Origin of the sequence: Macrococcus brunensis, assembly GCF_004359615.1 — a bacterium.
GTDB classification, from domain to species: Bacteria; Bacillota; Bacilli; order Staphylococcales; family Staphylococcaceae; genus Macrococcus; species Macrococcus brunensis.
The window spans coordinates 42162-65658 of the sequence record NZ_SCWA01000005.1; the positions used below are offsets into that span (position 1 = coordinate 42162).

25 protein-coding genes are annotated in these 23497 nt (G+C 42.3%); 11 read left to right on the top strand and 14 right to left on the bottom strand.

Annotated elements, in window-relative coordinates:
- Positions 1 to 5: 5 nt before the first annotated feature.
- The 7 genes from ERX27_RS03795 to ERX27_RS03825 form a co-directional block, all read right to left on the bottom strand.
- The gene (locus ERX27_RS03795) at positions 6 to 1178 is read right to left on the bottom strand and encodes a hypothetical protein (protein WP_133431509.1); all 1173 of its coding nucleotides are present in this window, start codon (positions 1176 to 1178) and stop codon (positions 6 to 8) included.
- Between the two features lie 217 nt (positions 1179 to 1395).
- Entirely contained in the window at positions 1396 to 1803 is a 408-nt protein-coding gene (locus ERX27_RS03800) for a YolD-like family protein (protein ID WP_133431510.1), read from the bottom strand.
- 134 nt (positions 1804 to 1937) lie between these two features.
- Entirely contained in the window at positions 1938 to 3176 is a 1239-nt protein-coding gene (locus ERX27_RS03805; RefSeq protein ID WP_133431511.1) for an MFS transporter, read from the bottom strand.
- Between the two features lie 178 nt (positions 3177 to 3354).
- Positions 3355 to 4206 (bottom strand): agmatinase, encoded by an 852-nt coding sequence (gene speB, locus ERX27_RS03810; RefSeq protein ID WP_133431512.1) that lies wholly within the window; start codon positions 4204 to 4206, stop codon positions 3355 to 3357.
- The gene (speE, locus tag ERX27_RS03815) at positions 4190 to 5050 is read right to left on the bottom strand and encodes a polyamine aminopropyltransferase (RefSeq protein WP_133431513.1); all 861 of its coding nucleotides are present in this window, start codon (positions 5048 to 5050) and stop codon (positions 4190 to 4192) included. The genes speB and speE overlap by 17 nt, the downstream gene beginning before the upstream one ends.
- 12 nt (positions 5051 to 5062) lie before the next feature.
- Positions 5063 to 5488, bottom strand: coding sequence for an adenosylmethionine decarboxylase (gene speD / locus ERX27_RS03820; RefSeq protein ID WP_133431514.1), 426 nt, complete (start codon positions 5486 to 5488; stop codon positions 5063 to 5065).
- 2 nt (positions 5489 to 5490) lie between these two features.
- Positions 5491 to 6999: an aminotransferase class I/II-fold pyridoxal phosphate-dependent enzyme gene (locus ERX27_RS03825; protein WP_208001746.1), complete on the bottom strand. Its 1509-nt coding sequence runs from the start codon at positions 6997 to 6999 to the stop codon at positions 5491 to 5493.
- A gap of 195 nt (positions 7000 to 7194) precedes the next feature.
- Here ERX27_RS03825 and pglS point away from each other — a divergent pair, with 195 nt between their 5' ends.
- Together pglS and ERX27_RS03835 are read left to right on the top strand one after the other, a co-directional pair.
- A complete protein-coding gene (gene pglS / locus ERX27_RS03830) occupies positions 7195 to 8217 on the top strand; it encodes a 6-phosphogluconolactonase (protein ID WP_133431515.1) in 1023 nt (340 codons plus the stop codon).
- Complete coding sequence (locus ERX27_RS03835; protein WP_133431516.1) at positions 8214 to 8984, top strand: carbon-nitrogen family hydrolase; 771 nt, start codon at positions 8214 to 8216, stop codon at positions 8982 to 8984. Before pglS ends, ERX27_RS03835 begins: the two co-directional genes overlap by 4 nt.
- Before the next feature lie 225 nt (positions 8985 to 9209).
- Here ERX27_RS03835 and ERX27_RS03840 read toward each other — a convergent pair whose 3' ends face one another.
- Both ERX27_RS03840 and ERX27_RS03845 read right to left on the bottom strand, forming a co-directional pair.
- Positions 9210 to 10103 carry a nuclease-related domain-containing protein gene (locus tag ERX27_RS03840; protein WP_133431517.1) on the bottom strand — a complete coding sequence of 298 codons (894 nt, stop codon included), beginning with the start codon at positions 10101 to 10103 and terminating at the stop codon, positions 9210 to 9212.
- A 198-nt stretch (positions 10104 to 10301) separates the two neighbouring features.
- Entirely contained in the window at positions 10302 to 11624 is a 1323-nt protein-coding gene (locus tag ERX27_RS03845; protein WP_133431592.1) for an aldehyde dehydrogenase, read from the bottom strand.
- A gap of 135 nt (positions 11625 to 11759) precedes the next feature.
- Between ERX27_RS03845 and ERX27_RS03850 the strand changes: the two genes are divergently transcribed.
- From ERX27_RS03850 to ERX27_RS03860, 3 genes are read left to right on the top strand one after another with little or no spacing between them, the layout of a single operon-like run.
- Positions 11760 to 12719 (top strand): Gfo/Idh/MocA family protein, encoded by a 960-nt coding sequence (locus ERX27_RS03850; protein ID WP_133431518.1) that lies wholly within the window; start codon positions 11760 to 11762, stop codon positions 12717 to 12719.
- Positions 12712 to 13047, top strand: coding sequence for a DMT family transporter (locus ERX27_RS03855; RefSeq protein ID WP_133431519.1), 336 nt, complete (start codon positions 12712 to 12714; stop codon positions 13045 to 13047). Before ERX27_RS03850 ends, ERX27_RS03855 begins: the two co-directional genes overlap by 8 nt.
- A complete protein-coding gene (locus ERX27_RS03860; RefSeq protein WP_133431520.1) occupies positions 13044 to 13355 on the top strand; it encodes a DMT family transporter in 312 nt (103 codons plus the stop codon). The genes ERX27_RS03855 and ERX27_RS03860 overlap by 4 nt, the downstream gene beginning before the upstream one ends.
- 40 nt (positions 13356 to 13395) lie before the next feature.
- Here the strand turns inward: ERX27_RS03860 and ERX27_RS03865 are convergent, their stop codons facing one another.
- Genes ERX27_RS03865 through ERX27_RS03875 form a run of 3 tightly spaced genes read right to left on the bottom strand, consistent with a single transcriptional unit; the run spans position 13396 to position 15183 of the window.
- Positions 13396 to 13662: a GNAT family N-acetyltransferase gene (locus ERX27_RS03865; RefSeq protein ID WP_420844963.1), complete on the bottom strand. Its 267-nt coding sequence runs from the start codon at positions 13660 to 13662 to the stop codon at positions 13396 to 13398.
- A 4-nt stretch (positions 13663 to 13666) separates the two neighbouring features.
- A complete protein-coding gene (locus ERX27_RS03870; RefSeq protein WP_133431522.1) occupies positions 13667 to 14584 on the bottom strand; it encodes a manganese-dependent inorganic pyrophosphatase in 918 nt (305 codons plus the stop codon).
- A 38-nt stretch (positions 14585 to 14622) separates the two neighbouring features.
- Complete coding sequence (locus ERX27_RS03875; RefSeq protein WP_208001748.1) at positions 14623 to 15183, bottom strand: cysteine hydrolase family protein; 561 nt, start codon at positions 15181 to 15183, stop codon at positions 14623 to 14625.
- Positions 15184 to 15240: 57 nt separating this feature from the next.
- Here ERX27_RS03875 and ERX27_RS03880 point away from each other — a divergent pair, with 57 nt between their 5' ends.
- Positions 15241 to 16344, top strand: coding sequence for a glycosyl hydrolase family 28-related protein (locus ERX27_RS03880; RefSeq protein ID WP_133431524.1), 1104 nt, complete (start codon positions 15241 to 15243; stop codon positions 16342 to 16344).
- 3 nt (positions 16345 to 16347) lie between these two features.
- On the opposite strand, the gene ERX27_RS03885 is transcribed toward ERX27_RS03880, so the two are convergent.
- Together ERX27_RS03885 and ERX27_RS03890 are read right to left on the bottom strand one after the other, a co-directional pair.
- Positions 16348 to 17379, bottom strand: coding sequence for a nitric oxide synthase oxygenase (locus ERX27_RS03885; protein WP_133431525.1), 1032 nt, complete (start codon positions 17377 to 17379; stop codon positions 16348 to 16350).
- A gap of 4 nt (positions 17380 to 17383) precedes the next feature.
- Positions 17384 to 18550, bottom strand: a complete 1167-nt coding sequence (locus tag ERX27_RS03890; RefSeq protein ID WP_133431526.1) for an MFS transporter — start codon at positions 18548 to 18550, stop codon at positions 17384 to 17386.
- Between the two features lie 107 nt (positions 18551 to 18657).
- Here ERX27_RS03890 and ERX27_RS03895 point away from each other — a divergent pair, with 107 nt between their 5' ends.
- The 5 genes from ERX27_RS03895 (at position 18658) to purB (ending at position 23142) form a co-directional block, all read left to right on the top strand.
- Positions 18658 to 20118 carry a nicotinate phosphoribosyltransferase gene (locus ERX27_RS03895; RefSeq protein ID WP_133431527.1) on the top strand — a complete coding sequence of 487 codons (1461 nt, stop codon included), beginning with the start codon at positions 18658 to 18660 and terminating at the stop codon, positions 20116 to 20118.
- The gene (gene nadE / locus ERX27_RS03900; RefSeq protein ID WP_133431528.1) at positions 20115 to 20939 is read left to right on the top strand and encodes an ammonia-dependent NAD(+) synthetase; all 825 of its coding nucleotides are present in this window, start codon (positions 20115 to 20117) and stop codon (positions 20937 to 20939) included. The genes ERX27_RS03895 and nadE overlap by 4 nt, the downstream gene beginning before the upstream one ends.
- 57 nt (positions 20940 to 20996) lie before the next feature.
- Entirely contained in the window at positions 20997 to 21554 is a 558-nt protein-coding gene (locus ERX27_RS03905) for a DUF2179 domain-containing protein (RefSeq protein ID WP_133431529.1), read from the top strand.
- Positions 21544 to 21714: an NETI motif-containing protein gene (locus tag ERX27_RS03910; protein ID WP_133431530.1), complete on the top strand. Its 171-nt coding sequence runs from the start codon at positions 21544 to 21546 to the stop codon at positions 21712 to 21714. Before ERX27_RS03905 ends, ERX27_RS03910 begins: the two co-directional genes overlap by 11 nt.
- Before the next feature lie 132 nt (positions 21715 to 21846).
- On the top strand, positions 21847 to 23142 hold the full coding sequence (purB, locus tag ERX27_RS03915; RefSeq protein ID WP_133431531.1) for an adenylosuccinate lyase: 1296 nt from the start codon (positions 21847 to 21849) through the stop codon (positions 23140 to 23142).
- Positions 23143 to 23497: the final 355 nt, after the last annotated feature.

Below are 23497 nucleotides of genomic sequence, written 5' to 3' on the forward strand. Positions count from 1 at the left end.
TTTTTTTATGTTCTGAATGAACGGCGTGAGAAGATGAGCAGGCTGATGCCGCTGACAGCAAGAATAGAGCTGATCAGTTTTGTAATATCATGTTCTCCTGCCTGAGGCAATTGTAATGATTTTTTCTTTTTAGGACGACTATATTTTAGAGTAGCTATTTCCTCTGTTTTTACTTGGGGACGAGGGTCGACTTGAGGTTTTGTAACAGGTAGTTGTGGTTTAACGCTTATCTTTCGGACAGGCGTCTTTTTGATGACTTTTTGTGTCGTTTTATGGGGGACGATATCTGCTGTTGGATGAGTTGAATGAATTTGCTTAGTTGGATGAGTTAGTTTTGTTGAATGGGTTTGTTTAGTCGGATAAGTTACTTTAGCTATCTTCTCTTTTTCTATATGGACTTTAACTGGTTTTTGGGATGTTTCTATATGTTGTTCATGTATCTTCTTAGTTGCAATTTTCTTAGAGCGTTGTTCTGACGGTTTTTGCTGGATTTTAGGTTGAGGTTTTGGCTGAGGATGAAGAACAGCTGGTTTCAGTGTCTTTATAGATTTCTGAATAGGTCTTTGGATAGGTTTTTGAGACGGTTTCTGGATGACAAGACCAGCTGCAGGTCTTCTTTTTGGTACCCGTTTGTGTATAGGCATCTCTTCTGAGGAACTGCCTACGCTCGAGTTGGCAGATTGCTCTGACTTTGTCTCAATAGTGAAATAGTCTTTTTCACCAGCCTGAAGTGTCATATGCTTTTCATCGTATGATAGCTCATGGTCGCCAGGAGAAAGCTCAAGGAGAAGCTGACCTTCTTCATCTGTCATGACTTCTTCACCGTCCAGCAGAAGGGAATGAGTCGGCAGGGGTTCATTAAGCTGATCGACAACTTGAATGAGTGTTTCATACGGCTGTTCAGTGCTCTGAAGTGGCTCGTCAACTACATCAGATATAACGATTAGTTCCTGTTCTTCATCCAAAGTGAAAGAGTCACCATTGATAATGACTTCATCCGTTTCCACTAGCAGCTGGCCGTCGGATGATGTCTCTGCAGGAATCGGCTGATTATCAATCATCAGAGTAACTGAGTAGTGAGGTAAGGGCTGATTGTTATTATCGACGATTTGAATAAGGTGGTCAGGTGCAGGTGTAGATGCTAGGGCAGCCATAAATAGAATACTGAAGTGTAACATCCGTTATCTCCTTCTTTTTTCTTTCATTGTGACAGTTCGCCGTTATCGAATCTACTGGATTACATATTCTATAGAATCTCTACATCGCTGTTATAAATCATTTGAAATAGGTGCTTTATTCAACAGTTAACCTCTATTTATTTACATTTTAGTCATGATTCATGTATTCATGTAAAAAATAAGTTTAATTAAGTTTACAAAAAACTATCTGAAGAACTCAGATAGTTTCAAGGGTGATATTGATGACATCCATAAATGAAATGAAGCACATCTGCTGATTGGCTTGATTGATTCCGATGATATGAAGAGCCCACATATCAATTCTCTCGATAGTCATTAAGAGGTCATTGATATAGCCTTCACTATAGAACTGAATCAGAACAGGACACTGCTGCCGTTTCGCTTCTCGCAGCTGCATATCCAGCTCCTCAAGACGGTCGTCTGATAGTTCGGGCCGGGCAATCTTGTTCTGATTCTCTATATGCTGTCTGACACTTTGGAACTGCTCAGGCATTGTCGCAAATGGCGCCCATTTAATCATGCCTCGCCCTTTTGGTATGTGCGGATTCAGCTGACTGGGATCAACTTGACGATAATCCAGCTCACCATAGACTGGATGTTCCATAACATCACTTCTTTCACTGATGTAGCTTCATTATACGAACATACGTTCTGTATTGCAACACTATTTATTATTTTTTTATTTTGCAAGCGAAAAAACAGCCTCTTTTTTATAATGAAAAGAGGCTGTTTTCTTAATTATTCGGGTATCGGTTGTTTAAAGATATGGGTATGAACAGCAAGATAGAAGAGCAGCATACCGATAAGTCCCATGATGATGACATAGATGGACATCATCATGCTATTTAAGACAACGCCGATAATCAGACCGGAACTTGCAACAAGACCGGCACCGCTGTAACCGAGAGAACTAAAAGCGATATAACTTGCACGTTTATCCTCTGGCATCAGTTTAGCCTGGAAGACTGAAATAATCGGTGTCTGCATCAGTTCACCGACTGTCGCAAAAAAGATGACAATGACAAGTAAATACCAGGTCGTCAGATAATGAGCCAGGCCATAGCCGGCTGTATAAAGAAAAGTGCCGAGTAGAAGGACATAGACCTGATTTCTACGTTCAGTTAATTTTGAGACCAGAAAAGTGATGGAGACAACAAGCAGTGTATTTTCAATAAGCAGGATACTCATCATACGAACACCGTCGACATGAATGCCGAAGAGATCAATCGGTTTAAAGGTGTTGTGCAGATGCACACCGATATAATTCGTCAATGCAAACTCTGCCGAAAAAACAAAAATCATTGCCGTTGTAAAGACGACGAAACGTCTATCCTTAAGCGCAACGCGATAACTACTGAGCAAATCTCTGACCCAGTGCGTCTCAACAACTTTGCGTACTTTATTGACAGTCGGGTCGATGAGATAGCGCTTAAAGATGACGGTATTGATCAGCATGATAATAATGATACATATAAATAGAAAAATACGGTAGTCTTTGTAGAACAAACCGCCGATTGCTGTGCCGATTGCTGTCGCCAGATTGTTTGTCCAGTAAGTTGTCACATACACAGACTTCCTCATTTCTTCGGTTGTCGAGTCAATGATAAGGGCTTCCAGTGCAGGGAATATCATTGCATTGCTGACAGCGGTCAGCATAAAAAAGAGTGTGACCAGCCACGGCTGATTGATGGCCGGATGAATGAAAATAGTCATCATCACAATTAGCACAGCAAACAAAAGCTGTCCTGCGACAAGCTGTCCTTTTCGACTGAAGCGGTCGGCAAAATAACCACCGCAGAGACCGCAGATCAGACCGAAAATGACGTTAAGACTCAGTAAAATACCAGATGCCACCTTACCAAGTTCATCAGCGATATAAAGAACCATGAAAGGCATGACGCTCATACCGGCTGCATGATCAAAGAAACCACAGATGATTCTGAGTCTGACATTGGAGGGAAATTGTGAAAATTTCATTGTTGTATCCTCGTCCTTCTATAGAATAAATATATTATACCTATATTGATGATGAAATAGTTATATTTTATAACATTATTCACTAGTCGGATGAGATAAAGCATAAGGCTTGATGAGCAATTAACAGGAATCAGTTGTCCAGTGCAAAAAAACCTCACACATCAGTGTAAGGTTTTGTCTATTTGGTGATCGCAAGCATGAGCTCGCGTGCGACTTTAGCTGCAACGGCATTTGATACACCTGATGCATCATAGGGTGGAGAGAGTTCCACAATATCGGCTGCCACAACGTTCAGCTGCTCGAATATTTTAAACGCTGGTTCCAGTTCCTTATAAGTCAGACCGCCTGGTTCTGGTGTGCCGGTACCAGGGAAGATGGAAGGATCGAGACAGTCAAGATCAATCGTGACATAGACCGGTGTATCTTTCAGTATATCTGGCAGGTCCTGCAAAGTATCGATAGAGAATTTTTCTAGCGTCGTATGCGCATTGCTCCAGTCGAATTCTTCTTTAGTGCCTGAACGGATGCCATATTGGAAGATACGGCCATCGCCTGTAATGTCATGGATACGACGAACGACTGTCGCATGGCTTAACGGCTCGCCCATATAGTCGTCGCGTAAATCTGTATGGGCATCAAGCTGGACGAGTACAACTTCAGGATATTTTTCGTGGACTGCACGGAAGGGGCCGAGCGTTACTAAATGCTCGCCGCCAATCATAAAAGGCAGCTTACCCGCTGTTAAAATCTCGCGTGCTGTCGCTTCCAGCTCATCCAGTACTTTCACTTTGTTGCCGATCGTGATATCAACGTCTCCCGAATCCATGATGTTGACATCTTCCAGATCTTTATCTAAATAAGGACTGTAGGTTTCTAAGCCATACGACTCAGAACGAATCGCATCTGCTGCAAAACGTGTCCCTGGACGATTTGAGACAGTGCCATCAAAAGGTGCACCGTAAATAACGGTTGAGGCCTCGTCGAAAGTCGACTCACAGGCCATATAGACATGTTTATTCGGCTGCATCATTCAGCATCTCCTTGACGAATGTCGGAAGGGCGAATGCGCCTGTATGGATATCTGTATTGTAGTATTTCGTTTTAAGTCCAAGTTTATTCCATGCTTCTAAGTCGGCATCTTTTAATGGATCGAACTTCTTAGACGCGAAGCCGAAGAGCCAGTGGCCTGACGGATAAGTCGGCATATGGAACTGATAGACACGTGTGATAGGGAAGAGACCTTTGATTTTTGAATGAGCACGTTTCATTTCATGTGCGTAGCTTGGATAGTACGGTGATTCGTGCTGATTGATTAAAATACCGTCGTCTGTCAGTACACGGAAACAGTTGTTATAGAAGTCATGTGAGAACAAGCCTTCACCAGGACCGATTGGATCTGTAGAGTCAACTAAGATGAGGTCATAATAACCATCTTCTTTGTTCTTGACATAAGCAAGGCCATCTTCGAATAACAGTGTCACACGAGGATCTTCTAATTTGCCGGCAGTAATCGGCAGGTATTCCTGAGACAAGCGGACCACGCGTTCATCGATTTCGACCATATCAATCTGTTCGATAGACGCATAACGCGTTAATTCACGCACAGTACCACCGTCACCGCCACCGATAACTAATACTTTTTTGATATTAGGATTTGTTGCCATCGCTACGTGTGTAATCATATCGTGATAGACGAATTCATCTTTCTCATTCACCATCATTAAGCCGTCTAATGTGAAGAATGTACCAAATTCATCAGACTCAAAGAAGTCAATCTGCTGGAAATCAGACTGCTCAGAGTGGATATGTTTATTTGTTTTGATTGAAAAACGAACGTTATCTGTATGATTTTCTGTGTACCAAAGATCTAACATGGATAATCCTCCTTATTTTACGTCGACTTCGACAGGTTTGAATGATTCTACGACGATTTCACCTTTAGAATACTTATGGATTTTGTCAGCCATACCGCGGCCGATTTCATATGAATCAGAGAGCTCAGCTTTTAATGCTTTTTCAAGGAAGTCTTCTGCTCTCCATGGGTCTACTGTATCACCACATGTGAAGACGTCAACTGATGCGTAACCATATTCAGGCCATGTATGGATTGTTAAATGAGATTCAGAGATGATGACAGCCCCTGATACACCGTAAGGATTGAAAGTATGGAAGCAGCTTTCAACGATAGTTGCACCTGATACGCGTGCCGCCTCGTTCATGATTTCTTCGATTTTATCGTGGTCTTTTAAGATGTCTTTGTCACAGTTATAGTATTCGATTAAAACGTGTCTGCCTAAAGTTGTTAATTTCATTATTAATTGTCCTCTTTTCTATTCATAATATAAACTTGATTTGAATTTTCAGTACCGATTTTGATGATAGGCTGGTTGTTGATGAACTGCCAGTAGTCAATGACTTCCTGTGAAATGCGTTCACCAGCCATCAGTATAGGAATACCCGGTGGATAAATCATTAATGATTCTGCACAGATTTCACCAAGTGCTTCTTCAATGGAGACGGGATGTTTCTCACCGTACAGAACTTCACGAAGGCCCATCGCCTGCTCCGGAATGGCAAGCTGCTTGAGCACCGGTGCATAGACTTCACGTGCTGCGTCATGGTGTTTATGACTAATATCCATGAGCGCATCTCTTAAACGTTCAAGGACATAGGCATTATCTGCTGCAGTCACAATCCCCATAACGACGTTAGGTTCAGCGAGCTCCATCTGAATGTTGTAGTCATTGCGTAACAGTTTATAGATCTCAAAACCTGATAGATCGATTGATGAGTCGACATAGATGGTCAGTTTTGTTTCATCGAGGTCCTGATTATAAAGTCTGTTGAAATCATGGCCATCCAGCATATGAAACCCTGGGACAGCTGTGACTGCTTCTTTGAATTGACGGACATGCGGCATCAATGCCTGAATCCGTTTCTCGCCGTGTAAGGCCAGATGTTTACGAGCGATATCGAGTGAAGACATCAGCAAGTAAGAAGCAGAAGTAGATGTCAGCATATTGATGACACTCTTCACTTTATGCGGGTCTACCCGGTGTCCTTTAACGAGCAGGACACTCGACTGTGTGAACGAGCCGCCTGTCTTATGAAGACTTGTTGCAGCAAGATCTGCACCTGCTTCCATGCTGGAAATAGGCAGTTCAGGCGAACATCTGAAGTGTGCACCGTGCGCTTCGTCGACAAGAACCGGCATATCATGCGCATGGGCAAGATCCACGATTGCTTTCAAGTCACTGACAGCACCGAAGTAAGTCGGATTCATGATGAAAACAGCACGTGCATCAGGATGCTCTTCAATGGTTTTTCTGACTGTTTCTACACTTAAGTTATGAGCGATGCCGAACTCTGTATCAAATTCAGGCAGTACATAAATTGGTGTGACATCAGCAAGGGCCATCGCATTCAGCACAGATTTATGGACATTGCGCGGTAGAATCAGTTTGTCACCAGGCTTACAGACAGAGAAAATCATAGCCTGAATGCCTTCAGTTGTGCCATTTACAAGGAAATGGGCCTGGTCAGCAAGGTATAAGTCAGCCATTAAATCCTGTGCTTCTTTGATGACACCTTTCGGGTTATCGTAATTATCCAGCTGCGGCATCGAGTTGACGTCATGACGCAAAGTAGAGCGGCCGTAGTAATGAAGGTCTGTTTCACTATCGAGACCACGCTTATGTCCCGGTACATCGAAGCTGACGACATCCTGTTCTTCATATAATTTCAGTGCATCAAACAGAGGCGTCTGATTGTGCAATGTCTGATTGATAGGGGTTAAAGTCTTAAGTTTATAGGGTTTGAGCAATCTCACACCTCCAAGATACAGAATTGTAAAATATAGTATGACTTAACTTGAGGTTTTATATAACTACTAATTTATTTTTACCAAACAAATTGTAATGTATTACTAAACTGTTGGCAAGAAAAAAATTTGAATTTGCATATGTTTTTTTGAAGGGGGAATAGTCTGTTAAGATAAAAGAAAAAAGGAGGCAATAGGATGATTGGATACATTGGCTCATATACTAAAAAAGAAGGTAAAGGCATCTACCGTTTTGTATTAAATGCGGAAGAGAAAAAAATCGAAACAGTTGAAACGGGCTACGAGGTGCCCGCATCAACATACGTCGTACAACACGGCGACTTTTTATATGGTATTAAAAAAGAAAACGATAAAGCAGGTGTCGCAGCTTATAAGATAGGGGAAGAAGGACAGCTTGAACTGATCAATGACTGTCTGGAATCAGCAGAATCTGGCTGTCATATCTCAGTCAGTCAGGACGGTAACTATCTGTTTGAAGCCGTTTACGGGGCAGCAGAAGCGCGTCTTTACAAGTTAGATACAGAAAGCGGTGCAATTCAGAAACTGATCAATGTAGTCGTGCAGGAGGGGCTTGGACCTAACGAAGATCGTCAGGATAAAGCACACACGCATTTCATTAAAGAAACACCGGACGGTAAAGCAGTGGCTGTCGACCTGGGGGCTGATGAGATTATCACCTTTACATTTGATGAAGACGGACTGAAGCGTGAACAGGCACTGAAAGTTCCGGCAGGCGCAGGTCCGAGACATCTCGTCTTCAATCAGAATGGCAGATACGCTTACGTCATGACAGAACTAAGCAATGAAGTATTTGTACTCAAATACGATAATGGTGAGTTTGAACTATTGGAGCAGCATTTAGCAATTCCTGCTGATTTTAAAGAGAATACGCAAGGTGCAGCCATCCGCATGAGTCATGACAACCAATTTGTTTATGCTTCAAACAGAGGTCACCAGAGCATTGCAGTCTTTAAAGTAGAAGAAGACGGTGCTGCACTGTCACTTGTAGAAATCGTCGACTGTGGTGGCGACTGGCCGCGTGACTTCAATATTTCAAATGATGATCAGTTCTTAGTCTGTGCACATGAAGTGAGCGGTAACGTTGTATTATTTGAACGTGATGCGGAGACAGGCAGACTGACGCTTCTCGAGAAGGATCAGCAGGCAGCTGAAGGTGTCTGCGTACAATTCCTGTCATGAGAATCGCACTCTATCAGATGGAAGTCGTGCCAGGCAGGCCGGACCTCGCAATGGAGAAAGTAGCCAGCTGGCTCCGCGGACTGGAAGGAATAGATATTGCTGTCCTGCCTGAAATGTGGAATACTTCTTACGAGTTAGAACGATTAGGTGAACTTGCTGATGAAAAAGGCAGACGTGAAATTGACTTTTTAAAAGGTCTGGCGCAGGAAAAAGGGATTCATATTGTCGGCGGATCAATGGCGGTGTCAGAGGAAGAAAAGCATTTTAATAGAAGTGTCATCGTCAACAAGCAGGGAGAAGTGGCCTATCAATACGATAAAATACACTTAGTGCCGATGCTGGATGAACCGCGCTATTTATCAGCAGGAGAACAGTTTAAAACATTTGAACTCGCCGGAGAGAAAATGGGCGTCATCATCTGTTATGATTTAAGATTCCCCGAGCTGACACGCCGACTTGCTTTAGAAGGTGCAGAAATCATATACGTCGTCGCAGAGTGGCCGGAAGAACGAATGGATCATTTTACTGCACTGCTTAAAGCACGTGCGATAGAAAATCAGTGTTACATCGCAGCTTGTAATGCAGCAGGTGAATGTAACGGTACAGTCTTCGGCGGGCAATCGATGATTATAGAGCCGACTGGCCAAGTGCTCGCTGCAGCAAGCCAGAAAGAAGAAACAATCATCGCAGATATAGACATAGAACGTTCAACAGCAATCAGACAGGCAATACCGGTATTTGAATCACGCCGACCAGAGTTATACTAGAGTTGGAAAACCGCTCCTCACGCGAGGAGCGGTTTTTTGGTGGGAATGGAGAGGGTGACTTACCAGCGATAAACGTGAAATATCGCTGGTAAGTCGGGTGAAAGCAAGGAAAATTATGAGTTATCAGCGATAAAAGAGAAATATCGCTGGTAACCCGGGTGAAATCGATAAAGTTTATGAGTTACCAGCGACAAATGAGGAATATCGCTGGTAACTACTGACTCACTATTTTAATTGATAGGTTCTATTTTTATTCGCGCCTTCTTTCGTACAGATTTTCTGTATGATTTCTCGTACCGTTGACTTAGGAAAACCGCTCCACTCACTGACTTCAGTTGATGTCAGTGGAGCATTTTTCAGCAGCGACATTTCTTTCATTAAATATATCAAAGCTGTCTGATTGTCACTGCATTGCTGGCAATGTTGACATGTTACATATCTCTTTTTCTGCTGATGCACCATAGTTAATCTCCTGCACTTCGGACATCTCATACCTCGTTTATATTCTTCAAAAGGATAGTAATGAATTCTATCAAAATGCGCGCCTGAGTAATGAAATGACTTCATTTTCTCAGCATAAATAGAATGAGCAGGCTGCGGGACAATACTGGAAATAAATTCTACGAGCTTTTCTATCTGATATGGAAGAATAACATGATCTGGCACAAAATCTGCAGACAAATTAAAACCAGGATTGATAAAAACGGTCTTACTGACAACTTTAGTCTTAATCTGCTGGTTCTTCAGAAAAGTCTCAAGCTTATAATGCGCCTTATTCAACTGGGACGTCACATCTGTATGAACATAGTCACGCTCAGACACGAACTGATAATTGATGATTTTATAATGGCCGGCAAAGTTCTTGATGTCAAAATGAAACAGAGTCTCCTTATGCCAGACCAGAAAGTCATATTGGCTGTTTCCTCGATACTTCAAATTAAAATCCCATAGTTTAACGCATTCGGAATGATTGATGAGTTCATAAAATAGAGTTTCTCCTTCAACTCCGCGCAAATAAGTGGATAGTTTCATATCATCATGGTCATTCAAGATTAAACGTTGTTCAGCAGCCAGCAAGAACTTCTGATAATCTGATGGTTCATGTATTTTAATAAACATATATCACCTCAGCCTTATTCTAGGCGATGGTCAAGAAAACTCAAAAATACAGAAAAAGACGAAATAGCATATCAAAGCATGCTGAAATTGATAAAATGCTTTCTTTTCGTCTTGTTCTGCTAAAAATCCATGCTATTTAAAGAAATTCTACAGTCATAAAAAAAGACTGCTGATTACGCGCGTCAGCAGTCTTGTCTTTTATTTATATAACTGTCTAATGTATTTGAACTTCCCTTTGTAAGGTGGGAACATCAGTCCCGTTTCAAGCTTCGTTCCTTTTGTCATATAGGATTTCTGATGACTGAACAAATCGAATGAATACTTCCCGTGATAGTGTCCGATGCCTGATGCACCGACACCGCCGAATGGCAGGTAGGGGTTAGAGACATGCATCAGCGTATCGTTGATGCAGCCGCCACCAAATGATAGGCGTTTAAAGACTTTTTTAACAAAGTCTTCATCTTCACTGAAGATATATAACGCGAGCGGTTTATCATAGCTCTTGATAATCGGGAAGATTTCCTCGCGGTCGTCAAATGTGACAATCGGCAGCAGAGGCCCGAAGATTTCTTCTTCCATGATTTTGTCATCAAGCTGCACGTTATCAATCAATGTTGGCGCGATATAGCGCTCTGTTCGGTCTGTTTCACCGCCGATGACGATATCATTTTCTGCGCTTTGTCGCAGTGCATCCAGTCGGTCGAAATGACGTTCGTTAACAATGCGACCATAGTCCGCAGATGTTTGAGCATCCTTGCCGTAGAAATCTTTCAGTGTCGAACGCATCGCTTTGATAAACTGTTCTTTTACTTTCCGGTCGATCAGAACATAGTCAGGTGCGATGCAGGTCTGACCGGCATTCATAAATTTACCGAACGCGATACGCTCAGCAGCGACTTTGATGTTAGCCGTCTCATCGATAATCGTCGGACTTTTGCCGCCTAGTTCAAGTGCAACGGGTGTCAGATTCTTACTTGCTGCTTCGTATACGATCTGGCCGACTTTAGTACTGCCCGTGAAGAAGATGAAATCAAATTTCTGTTCCAGTAATTCTGAAGTGACTTCTTTCTCTCCTTGAACGACTTTCACGTAATCAGCCGGAAAGACGGCAGAGATGATTTCTTCGATAATGGCGCTTGTATGTGGCGTCTGCTCAGAAGGTTTTATAACAGCACAGTTACCTGCTGCAATGGCACCGATTAAAGGCTCCATGACGAGCTGGAATGGGTAGTTAAAAGGTCCGATGATCAGGACAGTCCCAAGTGGTTCACGCATGATATAACTTTTTCCTGGGAACTGCATCATCGGTGTTGAGATGGATTCTACTTTACTGTAATTCTTCGTTTCCTTTATAAACATGGAGATGGATTTTAAGATAAAGCCGATTTCTGAAGCATAAGCCTCTACTTTACCTTTACCTAGGTCCGCAGCTAGGGCATTCAGAATATCTTTTTCCCGTTCCCTGATTTCTTTCTTCAGTGCTTTGAGATGTTTTTTGCGAAACTTTAGATCTTTTGTCATGTCTGTATCAAAAAACTCATTGATTTCATCTAAAACGGATTTATACAAAACGGTCACCTCTGCATATATGATGTAATTAGTGTACAATAGATTGTTGCCTGATAAAATCAATTGAACTTAAACGAGGTGAAGGAAATGAGATTGGGTATAGTGGGCACGAACTGGATTACCGATCGTATGATTACTGCCGGCAGAACAATTGAAGGCTTTGAAGTGACGGCAGTCTATTCACGTACCGCTGAACGAGCGACAGCCTTCGCTGCTACGTACGATATCAAACACCGATTTACAGACTGGCAGGCTTTTATAGTGAGCGACAGCTATGATGCTGTTTATATTGCAACGCCTAATTTATTGCATGCGGAACAGACGATGGCCGCGCTGAATGCTAAGAAACACGTGCTCTGCGAGAAACCACTCACATTAACTGCAGCAGAAGGACAGGCGCTTTTTGACTGTGCAAAGCAAAATGATGTTATCTTAATGGAGGCGATGAAGTCGACTGAAGCAGCTGCATTCAATCAGCTGGAGAAATGGCTGAATGACATTGGCACCATCAGACGTGTCAACTTTCACTATAATCAGTACTCATCACGTTACGATAAACTGAAAGCAGGTGTTGTAGAGAATGCGTTCAGACCGGAGCTCGGCAACGGTGCATTGACGGATCTGGGTGTCTATACGATTGCACCGCTTGTCAGGTTGTTCGGCCTGCCTTTAAGCGTCAGCGCTGAACTTCATCGATTGTCGACTGGGGCGGACGGTCAAGGGACAGTCATTGCTAAATACAGCGAAATGACAGCTGTTCTTAGCTTCTCAAAAATCATCAACAGTTATCTGCCGTCTGAAATCATCGGTGAAGATGGGATCTTGACGATAGATAAGATATCAGCACCTGCCATCATTAAAAAGTACAATCGCCAAGGTGAAGAAATTGAGCGGTTTGAGCACCATGCACAGCCGATGTCCTATGAAATCAAGACGTTTATGGATGCTTGTCAGTCGGGCTCAATCCATTCGAGTAAAGAGCAGATGAGTATGGATACACTGCGCATGCTGGAAATCATAAAAAGAGAGGCAAAGATACATGAATAAATCATGGCTTTATTTAATTATCGGCGGACTGCTGGAAGTTGTCTGGGCAGTCGGACTCAAGTATTCACATGGCTTTACAGATATTCCGTGGACCTTGTTCACGGTAGTCGTCATGGCATTATCATTTTACTTTTTTGCTTACTGCCTGACGCATATGGAAGTTGGAATGGCTTATGCGATCTACACAGGTATTGGAGCAGTCGGAACAGTACTCTATGGCTACTTTTTCCTCGATGAACCGATGAGTGTTCTGAAGATATTTTTCCTCGCACTCTTGATAGCATCCATCGTCGGACTGAAATTTGTGGAAGGGGCTGAGGAGTCATGAGCTGGATTGTATTAATCGGAGCCGGTCTAATGGAAGTCCTGATGGTTGTGGCTTTAAAAAACAGCGACAGTTTTAAAAATAAAAAGTGGACGGTCATCTGGTTTCTGCTGAGTATGTTAAGTCTCTTTTTACTGTCAGTGGCGATTAAGTCACTGCCGCTCGGTACTGCCTACAGCGTCTGGACTGGAATAGGCGCCATGGGTAGTGTTATTGTCGGCATTGTCTTCTATAAAGACAGTTTCAATCTGAAAAAAGTGATTCTGATTACATTGATTATCATCGCTATCGTCGGACTGAAGCTGGTATAAGAAAAAGGACGTTTTATCTTTTTGATAAAACGTCCTTTTTTTATTTCAGTACATCTTGTACAGATGCATCATTTTTCATTGCAGTCACTGCATAGGAGCAGAGGGGCACGATTTTTAAGTTGTTTTCTCGTGCATAGTCAATGACACGGTTCAGTAATTGTTTAGCAATACCTTGTCCGCGAAGCGAAGGATCAACGAATGTATGATTGATGACAATCGTGTCTTCACCTTGTGTGTAGAATGTAATCTCAGCTTTGTCATCGATATAAAATCTGTTTCCTGACTGCTGGATTTCCATAGGGAACACCTCCTTATGATAAAACGTCAGTTAATTGAGGTACCACTTGTTTCTTACGTGATACAACGCCTTTAAGTAAAGCAGTGTTTTTATCTAAAGCAACGTTGAATGCTTTATTGACCGCTTCTTGTTCTTTACCCAGTGCGAGGATCTTCGAATCAGAATGAATGATATCTGTCACGACAAGGACAAATAAGTCGTAACCATTTTGTGCTGTCTCTGCATTGATAGCATTCTCAAGTTCTTCCTGGCGTGCGAATACTTCATCGATATCGACAGTGTTGACTTGTGCAACACGGACTTCTTTTTCGCCCATAGAGAATGATTTCGCATCGATGTTCAGTAAGTCTTCTGCAGATTTGTCTGCTGTAGAAGCACCTGCTTTAAGCATTTCAAGGCCATATTCTTCTTTGTTGATACCTGCAATTTTTTCAAGTTCTTCTGCTGCTTTGACGTCTTCGTCTGTACAAGTAGGAGATTTGAAAAGTAATGTATCAGAGATAATAGCAGATAACATCAGCCCTGCAATCTCAGGTTTCACTTCGATCTGATTTTCTTTATACATTTTATTAAGAATCGTTGCTGTACAGCCGACTGGTTCTGCTCTGTAGTATAAAGGTGCTGCCGTCTCAAAATTAGAAATACGGTGGTGGTCAACAACCATCAGAATGTGAGCAGATTCGATGCCAGGTGCTGACTGCTGGAACTCATTGTGGTCAACAAGAATGACTTCCTCACCGTCAACTTTTTCGATTAAGCGAGGTGCAGATACGTTGAATTTGTCAAGCGCATATTGAGTCTCAGCACTTACTTCACCCAGTCTTACTGCTTCAACTTCTTTGCCGGCAGCAGTCTGCAGGTCTGCCATTACAAGTGCTGAAGTGATTGTATCTGTATCAGGATTTTGATGTCCGAAAGTTAAAATAGTCATGAATTCTTCTCCTTTTAATATGAATATCTTTTATTTTATCATGATTGACCGGTAATCGTCATGCCGAGTGAATGCTCAAAATGAGAAAGCGCGAACTGGTGTCCTTCCTGACTGAAGGATTGAACAGCATCTTTATCGACCATCATCGTATAACCGAGATTATAACCATCTACTGCTGTATGAAGAACACAGATATCCGTACAGACACCTGTCAGTTCAATGATCTTGATCTGACGTTCTGTTAAATACTGATGAAGCGGTGTGCCCGCAAATGAGCTATAGCGTCTCTTGTCAATCCAGAAGACAAGAGGATGATCCCGGAACTCTTCATAAACTTTTTTAACAGCGCCATAAAGTTCACGGCCTTCGGTCCCGCGGATATTATGGGGCGGGAAGAGCTTTGATTCAGGGTGTGACATATCATTTAAGTCATGCAGATCCATCATGATGAAAACAGGGTTGCCTTCGGTGAGATAAGCTTCAAATTTACGGGCGATGGCCTGATCAATAGACTGACCAGGTTTACCGCAAGTCAGTTTTCCATCATCAGCAACAAAATCATACGAATAATCAATAATCAGTAATGCTTTATCCATAATGAGCCTCCTAACAGGGTATAGTTAATCAAAGTATAAATGATAATAAGGATGAACTAAATGAGAAAAATCAATGTAATCGATTATGGTGCACGCGGACATCACATTTTGATGGACAGTATCGGTTTTCAGCGTGCCTTAAATCAAGCTAAAAAGACACCTGTCGAAATCTATGTGCCGGCAGGAACGTACTATATCGCAAAAGAATTAGTGATCTACCATCATACTACCCTTATTCTACATAAAGATGCAGTCATCAGAAGGATGAGCAATAGCGCCCTCCTCAAAAATGGTCGCAAACCAGGCTATCATGGATATGACGGCAATGGTTATATCACCATTAAAGGCGGCACTTTTGACCAGTATGGCCATGTTCTCAATTTCAACAATACCATTATGTCGCTTGGACACGCAAAAGAGATAAAGATTGAAGATGTGACTTTTAAGAATGTCGTCGGCGGTCATGCCATCGATGCGTGCGGACTAGATGGTTTTCACGTGAAAAACTGCCGTTTCCTGGGCTTCAGAGATGATTCAGGAAAAAGGCAGTTCAGTGAAGCGATTCAGATTGATCTCCAGCTGAAAGATTCATTTCCGAAGTTCGGCTATTATGACGGTACATCAACTCGCAATGTCATCATCGAAGATTGTTATTTCGGTAACTCCGGGGAACCGATGATGAAAGCATGGAACCGGGCAGTCGGTTCTCATGCCAGTCAGTATGATATTTTCTACGAGAATATTTTTATCGAGAATAATACGTTTGACGGCATGAATGACTATGCGGTCACACTACTCAAATCAAAGACAGTTAAAGTCTCAGGCAATCAGTTCATAGACTGCAAGGGTGGTATCAGATATCTTGCAGTCAACAAAGGCAAGTATTCGACATCGCTTGCAGGAATTGACAAAGGTGTGCAGGCCGGGGAGACAGTCATCATAGCAAACAATGATTTCAAATCAATCCGCCAGGAAGATGTCATTTTAATTAAAGGCTATAACGGTGTTAAAAACGAGGGCATCTATGTCTTCAACAATACATTTAATCAGCAGGACACGTGTGCGGTCCGTCTGATTGAAGCGGCAGATGTTTACTGCCATTGCAACAGGCATTTAAATACGATTCATCAGAAGCATGTTGACAAGCTTTTCAGTGACCTTTAATGATTATCCGGAAAAAGGATAGCCTTTTTTACGGTAATAAAAGTTCGGGTCGCGATAAGTATTATCGTAACCTTTATGGAAGTTGTGCACGAGTGAAGGAGAGATAGGCGGGATCAGCCAAGTCCAGTCGCCCGTGATATGCCGACCGGCAGCGTTCTCCTGTTCTTCGAATTTCTCGAACTGCTTACTCGCAGTGTAGTGGTCGACAACTGCAACACCTTGTGACTTATATGAATGATAGACGGCATAGTTCAGTTCGACGAGCGTCCGGTCACGCCAGTAAGTAGCAGTCGTCTTTCGGTCAAAACCGAAACTGTCGGCAATCTGCTCTATCAAGTTGTAGCGGTAGCAGTCCAGCAGATTGCGGGATGCAATCTCTGATTCCATATACCAGCCATTAAAAGGCGCACATGGATAAATGATGCCGCCTATACGGAGTTCCATACCTGAGATGATTGGCACGGCATACCAGGCCAAATTCAGGTCATCGAATGCCGGGTGACTTGGATGACGAAGGGATACTTCGAGCACTTTTTCTTCCGGCAGCTCAAAAGTATGAAGTTGTCCGTCGTGCTGATAAACAATAGGTAGAAACTTGGATGTGATGCCCGGCTTAATAGCTTTAACGGGATCTGCTAACGTGTCACTTGTGTAGCGGATCAGCTGGTCATTCAGAATGGTAAACGGTGTGTGATGACCATTACGCGGCGGAAAAACAGTGATGCTCGGTCTGATTTTGCCGTTGTTCGTTGCATAGTCGATATGGTGAAGCAGCGCTGCCTCAAATTCCGCGGGTGTTTGGACGCTCCGTTTATCTATTAAATTCAGTTTGTCCCAAAAGAGACGACCGATACAACGGTTGCTGTTACGCCATGCGACGCGTACACCATATTCAAGTTCTTCAGTCGTATGCTGATAAGTGCCGGTTTGACTGATTTCTTCTTCAATGACCCGTAATCGTGCTTTGGTGGCAACGTCTGAGATATTGAGTTCCTGGTGCATGTTTCTGATAAAAGACTGGGCTAGTTCTAACATTTAATCACTCCTCTGAAAATTTGCGGTTGTTCAGAATAAAGATATAAGTCGCGACACTCGTCAGTAGGATGAGAACGCTGATAGCAATAAAGAAAAACTGATTATCTGTTACAGAGATAACAGTGCCTCCAATAATAGGACCGAATATACTGCCGATGCTGAAGACGATACCGCACATCAGATTGCCTGCCGGCAGTAAGTATCTAGGTGTGAGTTCTGTCATATAGGTGACACCGAGAGAATAAAGAGAACCTGTAAAGACGCCGGCAATAAAGAAGATGGCCATCATGCCGTAATGATGTGCGATAAAAAAATCGCCTAAAAGAAAGATACCTGCACCTATTAAGGTCAGTAACAGCATTAAATGACTTCTATTCATACGGTCAGACAGACTGCCGATTGGTACCTGGAAAATGATGGTACCGAGACTGAACATCGGGAGTATCCAAGTGATATCGATTAAACTTAAATCATGTTTCAGTGCGAATACCGGGAAGTTGCTATTCAAAGAGCTCTCCATCACACCGAAGACCATCGGAAATAAGAACGCGATCCAGGAAGTATGGATGACTTTCCGGAAGTTGATGAAAGTAGAAGAAAGAGAGACTTTTTCTTCAGACGGCTCAGGAAAACTATTTTTCAGTGTAAAGACAAGTGAGAACGCAATGAACGTTAAGCCGGCACTGATTAAAAAGGGCAGTGACTCATGAATATTAACAAGCGGCACTAGAATAGGTCCAAGCATAAAACCGAGTGAGAAGCTCAGCCCGTAATAAGCAAGTGCACGTCCGAGCTGATTGCGCGGCGTCACATGCGTGAGCCATGACTGCGTTGCGAAATGCAGCATATTGTCGCCGACACCGACAATCAGGCGCAGCACAAACCAGATAGACATCGCTTGAAGAACGGGAAAAAGCAGGAACGATAAACAGACGAGGACACCACCTGTAATAATGAGTGGCTTAAAACCCCACTTCCTGAGAAGTCCTTCAAGAAAAAGCGACGTCAGGAACACGCCGATATAAAGAGAAGTGGCATGGAAACCATTGACGATACTCGGCACATGATCCCGTTCAAATATAAAGGAAATAAGCGGCAGCAGCATGCCTTGAGAAAAGCCGGATATGGAGACAACAGCTGAAAGGATAAAGACAAATTGTTTATTTTTCATATCATGACCTCTTCTATAAGTTAGTTAAATTGTAGCATTATTGCTTCACTTAAAGGTATGTTAATATGAAAGAGAAGACGTTAATAAAGGGAAAAAGAGGGATTAAGATGTTCAAAAAAACTGATGACAGCTTGATGCTGCATACGGATTTATATCAGATTAATATGGGAGAAACTTACTGGTTTGACGGCATACATGAGAATATGGCTGTCTTTGATGTTTATTTCAGAAGTATGCCGTTTGACGGTGGTTACGCAGTATTTGCCGGCCTCGAGAGAATCATCGAGTACGTGAAACGTTTTAAGTTTACGGACAGTGACATCGAATATTTACGTGAGCAAGGCTATCAGGAAGATTACCTGAGCTATTTAAAAGAGTTGAGATTCACTGGGAACATCGTCTCTATGCAGGAAGGTGAAATCTGTTTCAACAATGAGCCGTTACTCCGAATAGAAGCGCCGCTCATTCAAGCCCAGTTTTTAGAGACAGCTATCCTGAACATCGTCAATTTTCAGACGCTCATTGCGACGAAAGCAAGCCGCATTAAAAATATTGCACCGGACGAAATCTTTATGGAATTTGGAACACGTCGTGCGCAGGAGATGGATGCTGCTATCTGGGGTGCTCGCGCAGCTTATATTTCAGGTTTTGATTCAACGAGTAACGTCCGCGCCGGCAAACTGTTTGGTATGCCGATTTCAGGGACACATGCACATGCAATGGTTCAGGCATATGACGATGAGTATACAGCGTTTAAGAAATACGCTGAGCGTCATAAGAACTGTGTCTTTTTAGTCGATACTTTCCATACACTGAAAAGTGGGGTGCCGAATGCGATTCGTGTGGCGCAGGAGCTTGGCGACCAGATTAACTTCATCGGTATACGCTTGGATTCAGGAGACTTAAGCTATCTGTCAAAAGAAGCGCGCAAGATGCTCGATGCTGCAGGGTTCCCTGATGCGAAAATATTTGCTTCGAATGACCTGGACGAGGCGACTATCATCAACTTGAAGCAGCAAGGATGTAAAGTCACTGCATGGGGTATCGGCACAAAACTCATCACGGCCTACGATCAGCCTGCTTTAGGCGCAGTCTATAAACTGACAGCGATAGCTGATGATAACGGCGTACTGCAGGACCGTATTAAAATTTCTAACAATGCGGAGAAGGTGACAACACCTGGTAAAAAAGATTTATATCGCATTATTAACAATAAAACGGGTAAATCAGAAGGAGACTACATTACACTCGCCCATGAAGATCCTCAATCAGAGGAAGTCTTGAAGATGTTTCATCCCATCTATACATACAAACAGAAATGGGTGAAAGACTTCACTGCTAAAAAATTGCTTCATCCTATATTTGAAAACGGCGAGTTTGTTTACGACCAGCCTTCACTTGAAACAATCAGACAGTATCATCAGGATAATCTTGAACTGATCTGGGAAGAAACGAAGCGTTATATGAATCCTGAAGAGTACCCGGTGGATTTAAGTACAGCATGCTGGGAAAATAAAAACCACAAAATTCATGAAGTGGCAGATCGCATAAAGGAGTGGGAATCATGACATTACAAGATCAGATTATCGCAGAATTAAAAGTAAAACCTTCTATAAACGTTGAAGAGGAAACAAGAGTCATTCTTGATTTTATGAAGAATTATCTGAAAAGCTATCCATTTATGAAATCGATGGTGCTTGGTATTTCTGGCGGACAGGATTCAACACTTGCCGGTAAACTGGCGCAGATGGCTGTTGATGAACTGAACGCGGAAGGTGGAGATTATCAGTTTATTGCTATCCGCCTGCCTTATGGTACACAAAAAGATGAACAGGACTGTCAGGATGCCTTGGACTTTATCAATGCATCTAAAGAATTGACTGTTAACATCAAACCGAGTGTGGAAGCAAGTCTTGAAGCACTTAAAAATGCCGGTATACAGCTTACAGATTTCCAGAAAGGGAATGAAAAAGCGCGTGAACGTATGAAAGTTCAGTATTCTGTTGCTGCAGCAAACAGTGGTATCGTGCTGGGTACCGATCATGCAGCTGAGAGTATCACAGGTTTCTATACAAAATTTGGTGATGGAGGCGCAGATATTCTGCCGCTTGCCGGACTGAATAAACGTCAGGGGAGAGAGATTCTAAAATATTTAGGTTGTCCTGAACATCTCTATAATAAAAAACCGACGGCAGATTTAGAGGAAGATAAGCCGCAGTTACCAGATGAAGTGGCACTCGGTGTGACTTACGAAGCCATTGACCATTATCTTGAAGGACAGGAAGTTAATGAACAAGATAGAAAAGTAATTGAAGGACATTTCCTGAAAACGCAGCATAAGCGTATGATGCCTATTACAAGATTTAGCGTGCATGAACTCATCCGCTAGTCTTGTGCTACCTCTTAATCTCTGATAGAATGCCTATGAATTAGGAGGTGCTATTGAATGGATAATCCATGGATTATGGTTGCTGTTATCTTTTTTATTAATATTATTTATGTCACATGTCTGACCATGCGGACGATCCTGACTTTAAAAGGTTATCGTTACCTGGCAGCAGGTGTCTCAGTCATTGAAGTTCTGGTCTATGTTGTAGGGCTTGGACTTGTCATGAAGAATCTGGATAATATCTGGAATGTGCTGGCTTATGCATTCGGTTTTGGCGTAGGGATTATAGTAGGGATGAAACTAGAAGAGAAAATCGCGCTCGGTTATATCGTTGTCAATGTGACAACTGCTGAATACGAACTTGATATCCCGCATACACTCCGCGACTTAGGCTATGGCGTGACGCATTACGCGGCGCACGGACGTGATGGTCATCGTATGATCATGCAGATTTTAACGCCACGTAAATATGAAATCAAGTTGACTGAAACAATCAGACTGCTTGACCCGAAAGCGTTTATCATCGCTTATGAGCCGAAGAATATTCACGGTGGATTCTGGGTGAAAGGTGTCCGCAGTAAAAAACTGCGTGCATATGATACAGATGAAATTTGAGGTCGCTGAAAATGAGACAATTGCTGAGTGCCTCGCACGCATGAAAAAAGAGGGTTTTACGCCCGTGAAACGAATGGAGAAGCCTATCTTCCATGAGACAGATAAAGGCATTGAAGTTCTGCGTCAGCAGATCATCTTTGTCGGCAAAAAAATAGATTAACAGACCTATCTGCTTAGCAGATAGGTTTTTTGCATTAAATTCCGTACATTTAATTATTTTTAATATTTAATGTACGTATCTAATAAAATTTGTTATACTTGAGGCGACTACTAATCAGATAGGAGAATACGGATGATTGAACGTTACTCAAGAAAAGAAATGGCTGATATTTGGAGTGAGCAGAACCGTTTTGAAGCATGGCTGGAAGTAGAAATCTTAGCATGTGAAGCTTGGAGCAAGTTAGGTGTGATTCCTGAAGAAGACGTCAAACTGATTCGTCAGAATGCACGCGTAGATGTTGAACGTGCAAAAGAAATCGAACTTGAAACTCGTCATGATGTGGTTGCTTTTACGCGTCAGGTCAGTGAAACACTCGGAGAAGAACGTAAATGGGTACATTACGGTCTGACAAGTACAGATGTGGTTGATACAGCACTTAGCTACGTTATTAAGCAGGCGAATGACATCATCGAGAAGGATCTTGAACGCTTTATCGAAGTGTTAAGAGTCAAAGCACTGAAATACAAGAATACGCTTATGATGGGACGTACACACGGTGTGCATGCAGAACCTACAACATTCGGTCTGAAAATGGCACTCTGGTATATGGAAATGCAGCGTAACATGAAACGTTTCAAAGAAGTTCGTAAAGAAATCGAAGTGGGTAAAATGAGCGGCGCAGTCGGCACATTTGCGAATATCCCGCCAGAAATTGAAGCGTATGTCTGCAAAGAACTGGGCATCGATTTTGCTGAAATTTCAACACAGACATTACAACGTGACCGTCATGCTTATTATGTTGCAACACTTGCTTTAATCGCAACATCACTCGAGAAATTTGCTGTTGAAGTTCGTAACCTTCAGAAAACAGAAACACGTGAAGTAGAAGAAGCATTTGCTAAAGGACAGAAAGGTTCTTCAGCAATGCCGCATAAACGTAATCCGATCGGTTCAGAGAACATCACAGGTATCGCACGTGTTATCCGTGGCTATGTGACGACAGCTTATGAAAACGTACCATTATGGCATGAACGTGACATCTCACATTCATCAGCAGAACGTATCATGTTGCCAGACGTGACGATTGCACTTGACTACGCATTAAACCGTTTTGCTAACATCATCGAGAACTTAACGGTTTACGAAGAAAACATGAAACGTAACATGAATAAGACATTCGGTTTAATTTATTCACAACGCGTCATGCTGACATTGATCGACAAAGGCATGGTACGTGAAGAAGCATACGACTTAGTACAGCCGAAAGCAATGGAATCATGGCAGACAGAAACACCATTCCGTGAATTAATTGAAAAAGAAGATAAAATCACAGAGCTGCTCTCACCAGCAGAACTGGATGAATGTTTCAATGAAAACCATCACCTGAACCAAGTGGACACATTGTTCAAGCGTGCAGGATTAGAATAATCAATCATGAAGACCCTTGTGAACATTGAGTTCATAAGGGTTTTTGTCTGTTCTGAATAAAACAAAAAGATACTAAATAAAAATGGCTCACTTCTAAATTTTACTATTTTTAACATTTTAGTTGTGGTACGCTAAACTTAATACTAGCAATGATGTATTCTTTTTTAGAGCAAGGAAGATGAAAGAAACAGTTTAGCGATAAATGGACGACTAAAAAAGGTCAGTTGTAATTAGTAAAAAGTTGACCTCTGGCACTGCTGCAGAGGTCTTTTTTCATCTGCACTTACTATATTTTTTAGACATTTTAATGTATTATACTTATTAAATGAAATGATATATGAGTGAGGTGAGAGCA

Coding starts and splice junctions, on each gene's coding strand:
- ERX27_RS03795 (WP_133431509.1), bottom strand. CDS start 1,178: ATGTTACACTTCAGTATTCTATTTATGGCTGCCCTAGCATCTACACCT.
- ERX27_RS03800 (WP_133431510.1), bottom strand. CDS start 1,803: ATGGAACATCCAGTCTATGGTGAGCTGGATTATCGTCAAGTTGATCCC.
- ERX27_RS03805 (WP_133431511.1), bottom strand. CDS start 3,176: ATGAAATTTTCACAATTTCCCTCCAATGTCAGACTCAGAATCATCTGT.
- speB (WP_133431512.1), bottom strand. CDS start 4,206: ATGATGCAGCCGAATAAACATGTCTATATGGCCTGTGAGTCGACTTTC.
- speE (WP_133431513.1), bottom strand. CDS start 5,050: ATGTTAGATCTTTGGTACACAGAAAATCATACAGATAACGTTCGTTTT.
- speD (WP_133431514.1), bottom strand. CDS start 5,488: ATGAAATTAACAACTTTAGGCAGACACGTTTTAATCGAATACTATAAC.
- pglS (WP_133431515.1), top strand. CDS start 7,195: ATGATTGGATACATTGGCTCATATACTAAAAAAGAAGGTAAAGGCATC.
- ERX27_RS03835 (WP_133431516.1), top strand. CDS start 8,214: ATGAGAATCGCACTCTATCAGATGGAAGTCGTGCCAGGCAGGCCGGAC.
- ERX27_RS03840 (WP_133431517.1), bottom strand. CDS start 10,103: ATGTTTATTAAAATACATGAACCATCAGATTATCAGAAGTTCTTGCTG.
- ERX27_RS03845 (WP_133431592.1), bottom strand. CDS start 11,624: ATGACAAAAGATCTAAAGTTTCGCAAAAAACATCTCAAAGCACTGAAG.
- ERX27_RS03850 (WP_133431518.1), top strand. CDS start 11,760: ATGAGATTGGGTATAGTGGGCACGAACTGGATTACCGATCGTATGATT.
- ERX27_RS03855 (WP_133431519.1), top strand. CDS start 12,712: ATGAATAAATCATGGCTTTATTTAATTATCGGCGGACTGCTGGAAGTT.
- ERX27_RS03860 (WP_133431520.1), top strand. CDS start 13,044: ATGAGCTGGATTGTATTAATCGGAGCCGGTCTAATGGAAGTCCTGATG.
- ERX27_RS03870 (WP_133431522.1), bottom strand. CDS start 14,584: ATGACTATTTTAACTTTCGGACATCAAAATCCTGATACAGATACAATC.
- ERX27_RS03880 (WP_133431524.1), top strand. CDS start 15,241: ATGAGAAAAATCAATGTAATCGATTATGGTGCACGCGGACATCACATT.
- ERX27_RS03885 (WP_133431525.1), bottom strand. CDS start 17,379: ATGTTAGAACTAGCCCAGTCTTTTATCAGAAACATGCACCAGGAACTC.
- ERX27_RS03890 (WP_133431526.1), bottom strand. CDS start 18,550: ATGAAAAATAAACAATTTGTCTTTATCCTTTCAGCTGTTGTCTCCATA.
- ERX27_RS03895 (WP_133431527.1), top strand. CDS start 18,658: ATGTTCAAAAAAACTGATGACAGCTTGATGCTGCATACGGATTTATAT.
- nadE (WP_133431528.1), top strand. CDS start 20,115: ATGACATTACAAGATCAGATTATCGCAGAATTAAAAGTAAAACCTTCT.
- ERX27_RS03905 (WP_133431529.1), top strand. CDS start 20,997: ATGGATAATCCATGGATTATGGTTGCTGTTATCTTTTTTATTAATATT.
- ERX27_RS03910 (WP_133431530.1), top strand. CDS start 21,544: ATGAAATTTGAGGTCGCTGAAAATGAGACAATTGCTGAGTGCCTCGCA.
- purB (WP_133431531.1), top strand. CDS start 21,847: ATGATTGAACGTTACTCAAGAAAAGAAATGGCTGATATTTGGAGTGAG.